Here is a 15,187-nt window from a genome sequence, read left to right as displayed (position 1 = left end):
CTTTACATGGTTTGGGGGCAATAGTGCGCAAGGGTGTTCTGGTGGTGGCAGTCGCAACGGCGGTGGCCTGCATGGCATCGGCTCCGGCAAGGGCCCAGCAGGTGGGGCCGGATGGCTCGGCGACCGCGGCGGCCGCTGCGGCGGCAATCGACCTGGACCGGGTCGAGGTGCGTCCGCAATTGGAGGCGCAGACCCGCGCGGTGGAGCTCAAGCGGGATGCCAACGGCATCCAGGACGCGGTGGCCTCCGATTCGATGGGCGACTACCCGGACATGAACGTGGCCGAGTCGTTGCAGCGCCTGCCCGGCGTGAGCGTCACCCGCGACCAGGGCGAGGGCCGCTTCGTGGTGGTGCGTGGCCTGGACGCCGCGCTGAACAGCGTGAGCATCGACGGCATTGCCGTGGGTACGCCGGAAGACTCCTCGCGTGCGGCCCCGCTGGACGTGATTCCCACCGATTCAACCGAGCGCCTGCGCGTGGTCAAGTCGGCCACCCCGGACATGCCCGGTGACGCCATCGGCGGCAGCGTGGTGGTGGAATCGGCGTCGGCCTTCGACCGCGACGGCCGTTCGCTCAAGGGCAAGGTGGAGGCCAGCCACCAGCAGCTGTCCGGCGAGACCAGCCCGAAGGCGGCGTTCAACTACAGCGAAGTGTTCAACGACACCTTCGGCGTGGCGCTGGACGTGAACTACCAGAAGCGCACCTTCGAATCGGACAACACCGAAGTGGCATACGACACGTATGACGACGACCGGCAGGACGACCTGGTCGCCACCGAGCTGCAGCGCCGCAAGTACACCATCGAGCGTGAGCGCACCGGTGCCAACCTCAACTTCGACTGGCGCCCGGACGAGGACAACCGCTACTACCTGCGGACCCTCTACAGCCGCTTCGATGATGCCGAAACCCGCCAGCGTACCGTTTTCGCGCTGGAGGACGGCCAGATCAGCGCGCTGGGCAATGGGCGCTATCAGGTGGACGAGCTGCCCGCCGATGCGATCAGCAAGCGCATGCGCTACCGCACCAAGGAAGAGAACACCTTTGCCGCCAGCCTCGGCGGCGAGAACCGCCTGAGCGGCGCGGTGCTGGACTACCGCGTGGGCTATACCAAGACCCGCGAGCGCGTGAACGATGAAATGGAGGCGCGCTTCGACTACGACGGCGACGACCTGTCCGCGGTCATCGACCAGAACAGCGGCATCCCTGGCCTGTCGCTGAGCGATGCCGGCTGGATGGACAGCAGCAACTATGCGTTCAACCGCGTGGTGCTTTCGCCCAAGCAGGTGGATGACAGCGAGCGCAGCGCACAGGTCAACATCCGCTTCGACGGTGACCACGCCAGCTACAAGTTCGGCCTGCTCGGCCGCTGGCGCGAGCGCGCGGTCAACGTCGATGAAACCGACCTGCGCAAGGGGCCGGCGGTCGACCTGACCGACTGGAACGGCGAGACGCTCGACCACCGCGGCGGTCCGCTGGGACAGGGCATGCGTTCGGCGGCGATGCGGCGCTGGTGGGTCGAGAATGGCAGCCTGTACAGCGAGCGCTCCAAGGAAGCGCTGGGCAACACGATGGCGTCGCTGGAAGAGGACTACACCGCCAACGAGGACATCCTCGCCGCCTACGCCATGGGCACCTGGGACATCGGCGCGCTGCGCGTGATCGGCGGCGTGCGCGTGGAGAACACCCAGTTCGACGCGACCGGCAACCAGGTCGATGTCGACAAGGATGGTGATCTCCTGGTGTCGCCGCGACTGGCCAGCAGCAGCTATACCAACGTACTGCCGGGCCTGCACCTGCGCTATGACACCGACAACAACTGGGTGCTGCGCGGTTCGGTCAACAAGACGGTGGCGCGTCCGTCGTTCGGGGACATCTCGCCGCGCCTTTCCGTCAACGTGCAGGACGAGGAAGTGCGCGTTGGCAACCCGCAGCTGGATCCGTATGAGTCCACCAACCTGGATTTCTCAGTCGAGCGCTATCTGGGCGACAGCGGTATCGTCTCGCTGGGCCTGTTCCACAAGTCCATCGACGGCTACATCGTCGAAGTGACCAGCAAGAACGACAGTGAATACCCGGGCATGGATGTCACCCGTTCGCTCAACGGCGACAAGGCCAAGGTGTTCGGCGCGGAGTTCAACTGGCAGCAGCAGTTGTCGTTCCTGCCGGGTGCATGGTCGGGCCTGCTGGTCGGCGCCAGTGGTACCTGGCTGGATACCGACTTCGACCCGGGCATGGCCGACCGCGCGCGCGACGACTTCACCCTGCCGCGTGCCTCGAAGAACGTCTACAGCGCGCATGTCGGCTATGAGTGGGGCGGTTTCAGCACGCGCCTTGCCGGTGTCTACCGCAGCGAGTACCTGGACAGCATCGGCGACAGCCGGGCGTTCGATATCTACGTGGCGCCGCATACGCAGCTGGACTTCAGCCTGGACTACAAGTTCAGCAAGAACGTGAGCCTGTACCTGGAGGCCTCCAACCTGCTCGACGAACCGCTGGAGCTCTACCAGGGCGTGCGCTCGCGCACCCTGCAGAACGAAGAGTACGGCCGCACCTACGCCATCGGCCTGAAGGTGGCACTGTGAGGGCCGCCCTGCTGGGCACCGCGCTGGTGCTGGCGCTGAGTGCCTGCCAACCGACCGCCAAGTCGACGCAACCGCCCAGTGCCGAGGACGTCGCCGAGGGCGCGGCACCGTCGGTCCGCGTCACCGAGGCCTTCCTGACCCCGATGACGCCGGCCGACAACATCGACTCGCCCGCCAGTTGGCGGGCCGCCGACGGCGCGCTGTGGCTGATCGCCACCGCCAAGGCCACCGACAAGCTGGTCGTCTACGACGGCCAGAGCGGCAAGCACCTGCGTGACGTGGGTAGCACCGGTACCGCCCCGGGGCAGTTTGATCGCCCCAACGGCATCGCCGTCAGCGGCGACCTGGTGTTCATCGTCGAGCGCGACAACCATCGCGTGCAGGTCCTGCAGTTGCCTGATTTCAAGTCGTTGGGCGTGTTCGCCGCAGGTGACCTGCGCAAGCCCTACGGGCTCTGGGTGAACCCGGTGCAGGGCGGCTACGACGTGTACGTCACCGATTCCTACGACGACGGCGAGGACGCGGCCGGCAATGACATCCTGCCGGCGCTGGAGCGATTGAACGAACGCGTGCGCCGCTACCACGTCGAAGTCGGGGACGGCACGGTGCAGGCGCGGTTGGTCCGCAGCATCGGCGACACCTCGGCGAAGGGCGCGTTGCGCGTGGTCGAGTCGATCTGGGGTGACCCGGCCAATGACCGCCTGCTGGTGGCCGAGGAAGACGAAACCTATGCCAGCGAGTTCAAGGTCTACACGTTGGCCGGTGACTTCACCGGCAACACGTTTGGCAACGGGCAGTTCAAGGCGCAGGCCGAGGGCGTGATGCTGCGTACGTGCGGCGACGGTGGCTGGTGGATCACCACCGAGCAGGGCAAGGACCGCAGCGTGTTCCACCTGTTCGACCGCCGGACGCTGGCACCGGTGGGGGCATTCCACGGCGACGTGGTGGCCAATACCGACGGCATCTGGAACAGCCAGCAGGCATCGGCACGCTTCCCGCAGGGAGCGCTGTACGCCGTGCATGACGATCAGGGGGTGGTCGCGTTCGATTGGCGTGACATCGCCAAGGCCTTGTCGCTGCCGCAGGACTGCGCGCTGTGAGTTCCGGGGGCGGGAGGCAGTGGCTGCTGCTGGCAGCCCTGTGGGTCGCGGCCGGGGCGGTGGGGGCCGCTCCGGTCGCAGAGCCGAACACGCAGGTGCCGGTGGGGAGCCGGCACTATGCGGCGACCGCCGTGCCCGACCGCATCGTCGCTTCCCCGGCGCAGGATGCCGCCACCGGTTTTGCGGTGTCCTGGCGCAGCGTGCCGCTGGATGCGGCGGCGGTACTGCAGGTGACCCTGGCCGGTGACTCGCCGGACATGGGGCAGGTGTGGCGCATCACCGCCCGCAGCCAGGCGCTGCAGACAGAGAACGGCGCGGCCCAGTTCCACCACGCCGATGTCGGTGGCCTGCAGCCGGACACGCTGTATGCCTACCGCGTGCAGGGGCAGGGCAGCTGGAGTGCGTGGAACCACTTCCGCACCGCAGGTGCCGCCGACCAGCCGTTGACAGTGCTGTACTTCGGCGACACCCAGAACAAGAACCTCAGCCACGTCAGCCGGGTGATCCGGCAGGGATGGCAGGCGGCACCGGACGCGCGGCTGGCCTTGTTCGCCGGTGACCTGGTCAGCGGCGGCGACGGGCAGGACGACAGCGAATGGGGCGAATGGTTCGCCGCGGGCGGCTGGCTGCTGCCGGGAATGGCCGTGGCACCGGCGGCGGGCAACCATGAGTACTTCGAGGAGTTCGAGGACACCCCGCAGGAACGACGCGTACTGGGCCGGCATTGGCCGGTGAGCTTCGCGTTGCCGGGCAATGGTGCGGGCGTGGCCCGCAGCACCACGTACTGGTTCGACTACCAGGACCTGCGCGTGGTGGTGCTCGACGGTACCTCGGCGCTGGACCTGGGCACGGCCGCACAGCAGGCGCAATGGCTGGACGGCGTGCTCACCGGTGAGCGACCGCACTGGACCATCGTCGTCGTACATCAGCCGCTGTATCCACTGCGGGCCGAGCGTGACAACACGGTGCTGGCCGAGCAGCTGCGCCCGGTGCTGCGCCGCCGCCGCGTCGACCTGGTGTTGCAGGGGCACGACCACACCTACGGACGCCGTGCCGACGAGGCGGGCGACCTGCCGCAGTACATCTCCTCGGTGGCGGGTCCCAAGCAGTACCGCCTGTCCGAACAGGCGCGTGCGACGATGCGACCGGTGGCCGAGGACACCCAGTTGTTCCAGGTGCTGCGCATCGAAGGACGCACCCTGCGCTACGAGGCGCGGACCGCGACCGGGCGCCTGTACGATGCCTTCGAGATTCGTCGGGGCAGGGGCGAGGCACGGCGGTTCACCGAAGTGACCAAGGGGCGCATTGCGCAACGTGATTGCCCGCGCCCGCATTCGCCCAAGGGGCGCGACGACCGCTGCTGGGAGTAAAGGATGCGAGTGCTGCGATCAATGGTCCTGTTGCTGGCGTTGACGCCGCCGGGTGCCTGGGCGGGCGATGTCGTGCTGCATCCGATCCGGTTGGCACAGCCGGAGACGGCCCCCGACGACGTGCTGCTGGTGGTCGAGATCCCCGCCGGTGGCGCGATCAAGTACGAGCTTGGCGAGGACGGTGAGTTGCGGGTGGATCGGTTCCTGTCGATGCCCGTGGCCTATCCGGCGAACTACGGTTCGATGCCGCGCACGCTGGCTGGCGATGGCGACCCCTTGGACGCCCTGGTACTGACCCGCTTCCCGATCCAGCCAGGGGCCGTGGTCCGGTTCCGTCCCTTGGGCGTGCTGCGCATGGTCGACCGGGGCCAGGCCGATGAGAAGATCGTCGGCGTGCCCAGCGATGCGGTTGACCCGAGCTACAGCGCGCTGCGCACCCTGCAGGACCTGCCGGCGATGGAGCGCGAGCGCATCGAGGCATTCTTCCGCGTCTACAAGCAGCTCCCGGCCGGTGCCCGGATCGAGTTGCATGGCTGGGGCGATGCCGGGGAGGCGCGGCAGCTGATCCGCGCCGCGATGCAGCGATTCGGGCAGACCTCGCCCGCTCGCTGAGCCGCGCGTGCGCGGCTTCACGATCTGCCAGTGGAGGCTGGCATATACTCGGCCCCTGTGCCGAGCGTGGGGAAGGCCGGGACGCCCGTGATGGACGCGCTCCGTCGGGCCAACCAAGGGGATCGGCGAAGGCTCAATCATCGGCTCCGGCAGGCACCGGGGCGGTATCACGGAGGATAGTCATGCGTAGTCACACGGCATTGATCAGGATGAGCGCGGCACTGGTGTTGGTTGCCGCTGCATGTGGCGCGAGCGCCGCGCCGCCGATGGAGGAAGAACAGGTCAACCCCAGCGAAGTGGTGTTCGAGAATGGGCAGGCCTATGCCGACGCCGGCGGTGGCCAGCTCGAGCGCCTGCACAGCCGCAAGCAGGGTGGGGAAACCGTCTACTACCGGCTCGTGCGTTACGACAACGAGTTCGGTTATGTCGCCAATGACGGTGCGCCGTCGGAAGCCTACACGGCGCGCCAGACCAGCTCGCTCGGCAGCACGCCCTACACCTACCACGGCTCGGGCATGTACCGGCCGGATTTCTACAACAGTCCGTACAACCGCGATGCGCGCCAGCGCTACTGGGGCCCGGGGTACTTCGGCAGCTGCAGCCGCTATGACGGGTGCCGCGAAGTGCAGTACGTACCGCTGGTGCCCGTCGTTCCGGTGTACCGGTCCGGGTACTGAGCGCAAGGCAAGCGGGAATGAAGCGAAGGGCGGCCAATGGCCGCCCTTCGTTTTGGCAGGCCCGACTCCGTTTTCATGCTTGCGTCACGGTTTGTGGTGCGTCGACGTTGGGCACATGCAAGGCCTGAATTGGGAGCATTCCTAAGCGGGGCTGCAGAACCGTCTTGTTTAGCTTTGTGATTGAATTTTGAGGCGTCAAAATGATGGCGCTTTCCCGGTGCTGATGGCAAAGTCGGGCTCGACCTACATGGGACGACGGAGCGCCCAATGTCCGCTGCATCATTGCTTACCGCCCTGGATGTGCAACGCTTGCATCAGGACCGACGCCTGATCCGCGTGGAGACGGCATTGGAGCCGGAGACATTCCTGGTCAAGCAGTTCGATGGTTCCGAAGGCGCGTCACGGCCCTTCAGTTACCGCATCGAGTTGCTTTCCACCCAGCCCCGGCTGGAGCTCAAGCAACTGGTGGGCCAGCCGCTGCGCCTGCAGCTTGGCGATGAGTTCGGGAACCGCAGCGTGCACGGCTACGTGCGTGAGTTCGCCAGCACCGGCCAGCAGGCACAGTTCAGCAGCTATCGCGCGGAGGTGGCTCCCTGGTTCGCTTTCCTGGACTACACCTGCAACTGCCGCATCTTCCAGGACAGGAACGCGCTGCAGATCATCGAGGAGGTGTTCGGCGGGTATTCCGAGCTGGCGCGGTACCGCTACGACCTCAATGCCGGCAAGCTGCCGACGCTTTCCTACTGCGTGCAGTACAACGAGTCGGACTTTGCCTTTGTCAGTCGCCTGCTCGAAGACGCCGGCCTCTACTACAGCTTCGTGCATGACGAGGACGGGCATACGCTGGTGATCAGCGATGACTCCACGCTCAGCACCGTGCACGGTGACCCGCTGGCGGTCTCCTTCGTCTCGGACCAGGGCACGTTGGCACGGACCGGCCTGCATCATTGGGGCGCACGTCGTCGTGTCGGCCCCAGCATGCAGACGTTGCGCAGCTTTGATTTCAAACAGCCCAGCCAGCAGCTCGATGGCGATCGGGGCAACGAGGTGCCGCTGGGCCTGTTGCCGCCGCTGGAGCAGTACCGTTACGACGGTGCGGCACGGTTCTCCAACAGCCGTGTCGGACAGGCGTTGGCAGCGGTGCGCAACGAAGAGGTGGTGTGGCCGACCAAGTTGTTCGAATGTGCCGGCAATGCCGGCGAGCTGGATGCCGGCGGTTGCTTCAGCCTGGAGCGTCATCCGGACTTCCACGGGCGTGACGGTGCTGACCGCGAGTTCTTCGTGGTGGCGTTGCAGCGGGAAGGGCGGAACAACTTCGCCAGTGACTTCGGCAGCGCCGAAGCGCCGAGCGTGGAGATGCGCGCTGAAGTCCTGCGCCGTCGCATCCCGTTCCGCCCGTTGCGCACCACGCCGTGGCCGCGCATGCCCGGGCCGCAGACCGCGACGGTGGTCGGGCCGCCGGGCGAAGAGTTGCATGCCGATGCCTATGGGCGGGTGAAGGTGCAGTTCCATTGGGACCGCCAGCTGGATCGCCGCGAGAACGCCTCCTGCTGGATCCGCAGCGCCAGCCCCTGGGCCGGTGCGGACATGGGCGGTGTCTCGCCGCCGCGCGTGGGGCAGGAGGTCATCGTCGACTTCCTCGATGGCGACCCGGACCGGCCGATCATCACCGGCCGCGTGTACAACGAGCAGAACATGCCACCCTTCGGCATGGAGGTCAGCGGCCTGAAGTCCAAGACCGTCAAGGGCGCGGGCTGGAACGAGATCACCATGCACGACAGCGCCGGCGGCGAGCTGCTGAACATGCGCGCCCAGCGTGACATGGTCACCACCGTGCTCAATGACCAGAACGCCACGGTCAAGAACAACAAGTCCACGTCGGTGACGGTGAACCACAGCATGGACGTGGGCGCCAACCAGGACATCAGCGTGGGCGGCACCCGCGGCATCACCGTGACCGGCGCGGACACGTTGACGGCAAAGGACACGCGCACCACGAACGTCACCGGCGCGGTCACCGAGAAGTACGAAGCCGGCGAAACCAAGACCATCACCGCTGCCGGCTACACCGAGACCATCACCGGCCCGTTCAAGACCACCCTGACCGGCGACTACACCAGCCAGCGCACCGGCACCTGGCTGGAGACGGTGACATCGACGTCCACGCGCAACGTGGTCGGCCTGGTCACCGAGACGTTCGATGCGGGGCGCAAGACCACCATCACCGGCGAGGACAAGCGCTCGGTGCAGGGCAAGGTGGACGACAGCAATGTCGGGGCGCGCGTGGTCGATGTGACCGGCAACTACTCGCAGGACGCCTCCGGCACCTTCAGCCAGGGGTCCGATGGCGACATGAGCCTGGAGTCGGCGACCAAGCTCACCGCGAAGGTGGGTGGTTCATCCATCGAGATCACCGACAGTGCGATCACGATCAGCGCCGGGGGTTCGGTGGTGGTGATCGATGCCAGTGGTGTCTCGGTCAATGGCAGCGAAATCAAGCTCAACTGCTGAGCCGGCCCGGGAGGCAATGCATGCAGGACAACCCGATGCTGCGCGGCTTGAGCGCGTTGCGAGATGCCTGGCTGCAGGCCAGTGCGGAGCCGGCCCACCGGTTGCTGGTGTGGCGCCTGCCGGCCAACGCCAGCCGCCTGTTGGCTGCGTTCTTCGAAATGCAGCGGCACGACGAGGGGCGCGATACGCCGGACTACTTCCTGCGCATCGACACCGCCTATGAGCTGGGCTTCCGCTACAGCCGGCAGATCAAGCGCGACCTGCTGGAGCGCTACCTGGCCAGCCAGGACGAGCTGCGCGAGCAGCAGGTGCCGCTGGGTTGGCGCGGCCCGCACGAGGCGCACGCGGACAGCGCCAAGGGCGTGGTGGAGGTGCTGGAGAGCTTCGTCGAACACCACCGCGAACAGATGCGGTTGCTCGCGGCCGTGCTGGAACCGGAGCGCTGCGTGCCGGGCGAGGGTTTCGAGCGCTGGGTGGAGGCCGCCCTGGCGGCCGGCCCGGGGCCGCGGCTGCGGCTGGTGCTGATCGACAGCCAGGAGCAGCCGCGTTGGCAGGGCCTGCTGGATCGCCTGGGCGACAAGGCCGGCTTGATCACGGCGGAGGTGGACCTGTTCTCCATCGCCCGCGACACCGCCGCGCAATCGGGCGGGCGCGGCCCGGAGGTGCTGTACCGGCAACTGATGGCCGACATGATGCTGCTGATCGAGCGTGGCACGCCGGCGCAGGTCGCCGCCCGCGCCGAGCGAGCCCAGGGCCTGGCGTTGCGCCAGGGCTGGCAGGAGCAACAGTCGGTGGTGCAGATGATGCTCGCCGGTTCATGGCTCAAGCACGGTGACCACGCGCAGGCCATCAACGCCTATCGACAGGCACGTAGCGCGGCCGAAGGGGCGCGCGTGGCCGGCAATGCCGGCGCACCGGAACTGGTGATGCAGAGCTGGTTCGGCGAGGCCGGCTGCTGGTTGGCGGCCAAACAGCCCGAGCGTGCCGCCCAGACCTACCTTCAGGCCTCCACCTCGGCCGCCAGCATCCCGCACCCGATGTTCACGCTGGAAGGGCAACGCATGGCCGGCTGGTGCCAACTCCAGGCCGGCCAGCGCGAGGCAGCGCGCACGCACCTGCTGGAGGCGGTGCGGACCGCCAAGCCCCTGTCACCGGCCGACCGCAAGGCCACCACCTTGCCGCAGGCGCTGTGGGACCTGCTGTTGCTGCAGGACACGCGCCGTTGCGAAAAGCTCCAGGAGGTGTCGGCCCACTACCTGCAGGCAAGTGCGCTCCTGCTTGAAAAAGCCGATGCGCAGGCACGTGCATTGGGGCCGCTGCCGCCACGGGCGGAGCTGGACCGGATCGACGCGCAGTTGGATGGCGCGTTGGAGCAGAGCTTCCACCGTGCCCAGCAGGAGCGCGAGCGGGTGATCCAGGGGGGCGACGAATTCTTCCGCAAGATCGTGGCGGTGGGCCGCGACTTCCTTGACCCGGGCTGGAATGGCCTGCCAGCCATCGAGCACCCGCTGGACCACGACATTCCGGTGTGGAGCGAGCCGCCGGCCATGCAGCCGCTGCCGGACCCGGCCGCGCTGCTGCAGCCGGCACCTGCCATCCCGGCCACGCCCGCAACGACCACGGGAGTGGCCCTGGCATGAAGTCGAACAAGATCCTCTGGATGAGCGTGGCCATCGTCGTCGGCATCGCCGTCGTGGCGTGGATCAGTGCCGATTACCGGGACGAGGTAAAGGCTTTCCTGCGCGCCCTGGCGCGCGCGCTATAGCGGACAGGGAGTGTTGCCATGAGCATCGCCGCCAAGCATTTCGACCCCCAGTTGGGCATCGACATCCATATGTACGCGGTGCCGCCGAGCCCGCTGCCGACGCCGCACATCGGCCTGGTGCTGGACCCGTTCGACTACATCCCGTTCATCGGCTCGACCATCAAGGTCAACGGCGTGCATCGCGCCACTGCCGGTACCGGGGGCCTGGACATCCACATCCCGATGGGGGTGTGGGCGCCGCCGTTGTCAGCGCCGATGGGGCCGCAGTTCGACGGTGAAGAGATCTTCATGGGCAGCCGCACCGTGTCTGCCGACGGGGAGCCGTTCTCGCGGCTCGCCATGCCGGTGCTGGACTGCAACCTGGCTGGCATGATCAACCCGTTCCGGGTCAAGAAGCCCAAGAAGCCGCTGCGCGCGATGTCGTTGCCCACCGGGTTGAACGTGGCCATTCCCACCAGCGTCACCGTGGGCGGTCCGCCGACGGTGTCGTGGACGGCACTGGCATTCCGTGCGGCGTTCGCGGGGCTGGGCAAGCTGCGCAAGAGTGCGTTCTTCCGCAAGAAGATGGACGCATTCGCGAACTGGCGGCGAGCGCGGTGGGGCAACCTGCCGCCGGGATTCCTCAAGTGCAAGGTGCTGCGTGCCGAGCCGGTGGATATCCGTGACGGCAGCGTGGTGGTCAACCATCAGGACTTCCATGTTCCCGGCCGCTTGCCATTGGCGTGGACGCGCAGCTATGGCTCGCGCCGTGGGTCAGAGCCGGGCCTGTGCGGCAACGGCTGGCTGACGCCGGCCGATATACGCCTGGAACTCCTGGACGATGGCAGCGCCTGGCTGTCCGCGCCGGACCAGGTGGCGTTTTTCCCTGAGCTGCCGGCGGTGGACGGCGAGGTGGGTGCGATCCTGGACTTTGTCGATGGTGCCCGGTTGCTGCGCGGTCAGGGGCAGTGGCGGGTGCGTTTCAAGGGTGGGTTGCAGTATGTATTCGGCGTGCTGCAACCCGGCGGGGTGAGCACGTTGCCGGCGAGGGGCGCGTTGGTCATCGAGCGCATCGAGGACGCGCATGGCAATCATTGGCGGTTCGAGCGACGCGATGGCCATCTCGTCCGCATCGTCGAAAGCGGGGTGGATGACCTGCAGGGGCGCTTCATCGAGGTGGATGCGCGCCATGGCCGCATCGAGCGGATGGCCCTGCACGATCCGGCCACCGGCCGGCTTCACCCGCTGGTGAGCTACCGGCATGGCGATGCCGGCGACCTGCTCGCAGCCGTCGATGCACTGGGTGCGCCGCGCACGTTCGGCTACGAACAGCAGCGGATGGTGCGCCATACCGATCGCGTCGGCCTGTCCTTCCACTATGCGTTCGACGCACAGGGCAGGGTGGTGCACTCCTGGGGTGATGGCGGCCTGTACGACTATCGCTTCGAATACGACGCGTTGCTACGGGAGACGCGCGTCACCGATTCCTTGGGCCACCTGACGGTGGTGAAGTTCGATGAAAACCAGTTGCCACTGTGCGAGATCGACCCGCTCGATGGCGTCACGCTGTTCGAGTACGACGACTTCGGCCGCACGGTAGCGGTGACCGACCCGGAGGGACTGCGCACCGGCTTTGCCTATGACGCCCACGGAAACCTGACCTGCCTGACACGAGCCGACGGCACCTCGGTCCAGATGGAGTACGACCAGGACGACCATATGGTGTCGTTTCGTACACCCGATGGTGCCGATTGGCGCCAGACGTACGACCTGCAGGGCCTGTTGGTCGCGCAGGTGGATCCACTGGGCGCCACCACCTGCTTCGACTACGACCGGCAGGGCCAATTGCTCGCGCAGACCAATGCCCGGCAGGCGGTGACGCGACTGCGCTATGACCGCCACGGGCTGGTGGCCGCGGTGATCGATGCACTGGGCCATGAGAGCCGCTACGTGCATGACCCGATGGGCCACCTGCAGGAGCAGACGGACCCACTCGGTCAGGTCAGTCGTTACGAGTACGACATCAAGGGACGCCTGCTGGGCACGGTCGGACCGGACGGCAATGGCGTGCGCTGCGAGTACGACGCCGAGGACCAGCTGGTGCGCTACACCGATGAAGCTGGCGGTCAAACGCGCCTGCAGTACGTTGGTATCGGTCAGATCGGCAAGCGGCTGCAGGCCGATGGCCACAGCGTGGAGTATCGGTATGACTCCGAGGAACAGCTCGTCGCGGTCATCAACCAGCGCGGTGAAACCTACCAATTGGTGCGCGACGCCTTGGGCCGGATTGTCGAGGAGGTCGACTACTGGGGACAGGCCCGCCGGTACACCTATGACGCAGCGGGACGACTGACCGCCACGGTGGACCCGCTGGGCCAGCGGATCGCCTTCACCACCGACAAGCTCGGACGCATCATCCGCAAGACGCTGCCCGATGTCCGTCATCCGGGCCAGCAGGTGCAGGAGCACTTCATCTACGACAAGCTGGGGCAGATCGTTGAGCTGCGCAATCCGGCGCGAACGGTCAGGCGGCAGTACGACCAAGTAGGACAGTTGCTGGAAGAGCTGCAGGATGGCTTCCGCGTGGGCTATGCCTACGATGCGGTCGGCAACCGCGTCCTGCGCGAGACCTCGGCCGGCAACCGGGTGGCGTTCGGCTTCGACCTGCGTGATCAGGCGGTGTCGGTGGCCATCAACGATGAGCCGCCGATCGCGATGGAGCGCGACGCACTGGGGCGCACTACCCGGGAGCGGCTGAGCCCGCACCTGCAGCGCGAGTTCACCTATGACAGCCGCAACCTGTTGACCTCGCAGTCGGTGCTGAAGGATGCCGCACCGCTGTTCGAGACGCGTTACGACTACGACCGCAGTGGCAACCTGACCCGGCGCAGCGACAGCGTGCAGGGCATGGATGAGTACCGTTACGACGCCATTGGTCGCCTGCTGGAGCATATTGATCCGAAGCAGAAAGTGGAACGCTACTTCAACGACCCGGCGGGCGACCGGCTGCGCACCGAAGTGAAGCAGGTGCAGGCGCGCAAGGTGGTGGGCGGCGACGAAGACGAGCTGACTACCTGGACGCGCGAAGGCACCTACCAGGGCGTGCACTACGTGTTCGACCGCGCCGGCGACCTGGTGCACAAGGGCGCACCGCATGGCGATGCGCCGGATGACCTGACGCTGATCTGGGATGCCAACCATCGGTTGGCGGAGAGCCGCCGCAACGGGCAATCAACGTACTACGGCTATGACCCGCTGGGACGTCGGGTGTTCAAGCGCAATCCGACGCAGACGACGTGGTTCTTCTGGGATGGCGATGCGTTGCTGGGCGAGGTGCAGCAGGCCAATGACGCCGAGGATGCGGTGCCGGTCTGGGTAGGGAACGTGGCCAGCCTGGTGGAAGTGAAGCGCAGGCAGCGGCGGCTGGAGATGTTGCATGGGCGGGTGCGGGAGTATGTGTACTACCCGGGGACGTTTGTGCCGTTGGCGTTGGTTGGGGCAGCGATGATGAAATGCCTGGATCGTGTCGCTGTTGTGGAGGCTGCGGTTGCGACGCGAGCTGGTGGTCAGCTTAAGACGCCATCGGGTCAATCAGGATCGAAGTTGGACCGGAGCGCCTCGAAGATGCTCGGAGGGTTTAGCGGCCAGATACCCAGTCGACTTGGAGATTCGAAGAGTTTTGTGGATGGATCCCTTGGAGCCGGGCTGGCGCTCAACGGTAACTTTGGCTTGGGTTCCAGTCCTGCAGGCGGTCCTGCTTCGGCTGCGCCTGATATGGTGGTGGGTGGGAGTGCACGGACATCATCCTCGCATGGGCTTCTCGGTGGGCAGGTAGAGGGTCGAGATGACGCTCCGGCGAGCCGATCAGATCGTTTGTGCCTGTTCCATCTCGATATCAACGGCTATCCAATGCAGATGACTTCAGCCTCCGGCGAGTTGATTTGGAGTCGTGCCGCGGCGCCCCGAATGGCTGAAATGAGGGGGGCGGGTGACAGTGAGGGCATGGAGCTAGAGCTGCAGGGTCAGTATCGGGATCACGAAACAGGCCTTCTCTACAACCGGCATAGGTACTTCGATTCCGCGGTAGGACAGTTTTTATCGAGTGATCCTTTGGGTCTTGCTGCGGGAGAGAATTTCTACGAGTTTGGCCCAAACACGCTGGGTTGGACTGACCCATTGGGGCTGAGTTGCAGGTCCACCAGAAAGTTGCAGAGCTTCGTGGATCAGGCGGTCAGGGAGCTGGTCGCCAATCCCAAGATGGCAGAATCGCTGATGAGCGAAGGCAGCTATCGCCACCTCAAGAATGGCACTAACCTCTATGCAGCAAGCTTTGGCAAGGCTGTTGAGCGACGGGTTGCTCAGTTGGTCAGGGAGGACCCGAATCTTAGGAACACAATCCTGCATACGGGTCTTGCCAGGGGAAGCAACGGGCGATTCATTTCGAGCCCCGATTTCACGCGTACGACCGGACGGCCCAAGGTGTGGGACGTTACGACGAATGCAGACGTGCCCGCGCATGCAGATCGCTACGGGGATGATGCCGTTACCTATCTCACGTATGATGTTGTCAAGGGACTTCCGTTCTAGGTCT

At 66.2% G+C, this 15,187-nt stretch carries 9 protein-coding genes; all 9 read left to right on the top strand.

Annotation, left to right across the window (positions count from 1 at the left end):
• Positions 1-71: 71 nt before the first annotated feature.
• Entirely contained in the window at positions 72-2,582 is a 2,511-nt protein-coding gene (locus AC06FE_RS11875; protein WP_478073256.1) for a TonB-dependent receptor, read from the top strand.
• Entirely contained in the window at positions 2,579-3,682 is a 1,104-nt protein-coding gene (locus tag AC06FE_RS11870; RefSeq protein ID WP_478073140.1) for a phytase, read from the top strand. The genes AC06FE_RS11875 and AC06FE_RS11870 overlap by 4 nt, the downstream gene beginning before the upstream one ends.
• The gene (locus tag AC06FE_RS11865; RefSeq protein WP_478073139.1) at positions 3,679-5,052 is read left to right on the top strand and encodes a purple acid phosphatase family protein; all 1,374 of its coding nucleotides are present in this window, start codon (positions 3,679-3,681) and stop codon (positions 5,050-5,052) included. The genes AC06FE_RS11870 and AC06FE_RS11865 overlap by 4 nt, the downstream gene beginning before the upstream one ends.
• Positions 5,053-5,055: 3 nt before the next feature.
• Entirely contained in the window at positions 5,056-5,664 is a 609-nt protein-coding gene (locus AC06FE_RS11860) for an inorganic diphosphatase (RefSeq protein WP_478073138.1), read from the top strand.
• Between the two features lie 182 nt (positions 5,665-5,846).
• A complete protein-coding gene (locus AC06FE_RS11855; RefSeq protein WP_225591557.1) occupies positions 5,847-6,341 on the top strand; it encodes a hypothetical protein in 495 nt (164 codons plus the stop codon).
• A gap of 267 nt (positions 6,342-6,608) precedes the next feature.
• Positions 6,609-8,852: a type VI secretion system Vgr family protein gene (locus AC06FE_RS11850; RefSeq protein ID WP_478073137.1), complete on the top strand. Its 2,244-nt coding sequence runs from the start codon at positions 6,609-6,611 to the stop codon at positions 8,850-8,852.
• A 20-nt stretch (positions 8,853-8,872) separates the two neighbouring features.
• Positions 8,873-10,492 carry a tetratricopeptide repeat protein gene (locus AC06FE_RS11845; RefSeq protein ID WP_478073136.1) on the top strand — a complete coding sequence of 540 codons (1,620 nt, stop codon included), beginning with the start codon at positions 8,873-8,875 and terminating at the stop codon, positions 10,490-10,492.
• Positions 10,489-10,617 (top strand): hypothetical protein, encoded by a 129-nt coding sequence (locus AC06FE_RS11840; RefSeq protein WP_263863683.1) that lies wholly within the window; start codon positions 10,489-10,491, stop codon positions 10,615-10,617. The genes AC06FE_RS11845 and AC06FE_RS11840 overlap by 4 nt, the downstream gene beginning before the upstream one ends.
• 18 nt (positions 10,618-10,635) lie before the next feature.
• Entirely contained in the window at positions 10,636-15,183 is a 4,548-nt protein-coding gene (locus AC06FE_RS11835; RefSeq protein WP_478073135.1) for an RHS repeat-associated core domain-containing protein, read from the top strand.
• Positions 15,184-15,187 lie beyond the last annotated feature (4 nt).

This window comes from Stenotrophomonas sp. Steno-C18 (assembly GCF_056393195.1).
The sequence above is the reverse complement of the archived record's forward strand: the minus strand, read 5'-3'. Positions and strand labels throughout refer to the sequence as shown.

Excerpts from the sequence above, each read along its gene's own strand:
- AC06FE_RS11875 (WP_478073256.1), top strand. The coding sequence starts at position 72 with ATGGCATCGGCTCCGGCAAGGGCCCAGCAGGTGGGGCCGGATGGCTCG.
- AC06FE_RS11860 (WP_478073138.1), top strand. The coding sequence starts at position 5,056 with ATGCGAGTGCTGCGATCAATGGTCCTGTTGCTGGCGTTGACGCCGCCG.
- AC06FE_RS11855 (WP_225591557.1), top strand. The coding sequence starts at position 5,847 with ATGCGTAGTCACACGGCATTGATCAGGATGAGCGCGGCACTGGTGTTG.
- AC06FE_RS11850 (WP_478073137.1), top strand. The coding sequence starts at position 6,609 with ATGTCCGCTGCATCATTGCTTACCGCCCTGGATGTGCAACGCTTGCAT.
- AC06FE_RS11845 (WP_478073136.1), top strand. The coding sequence starts at position 8,873 with ATGCAGGACAACCCGATGCTGCGCGGCTTGAGCGCGTTGCGAGATGCC.
- AC06FE_RS11840 (WP_263863683.1), top strand. The coding sequence starts at position 10,489 with ATGAAGTCGAACAAGATCCTCTGGATGAGCGTGGCCATCGTCGTCGGC.
- AC06FE_RS11835 (WP_478073135.1), top strand. The coding sequence starts at position 10,636 with ATGAGCATCGCCGCCAAGCATTTCGACCCCCAGTTGGGCATCGACATC.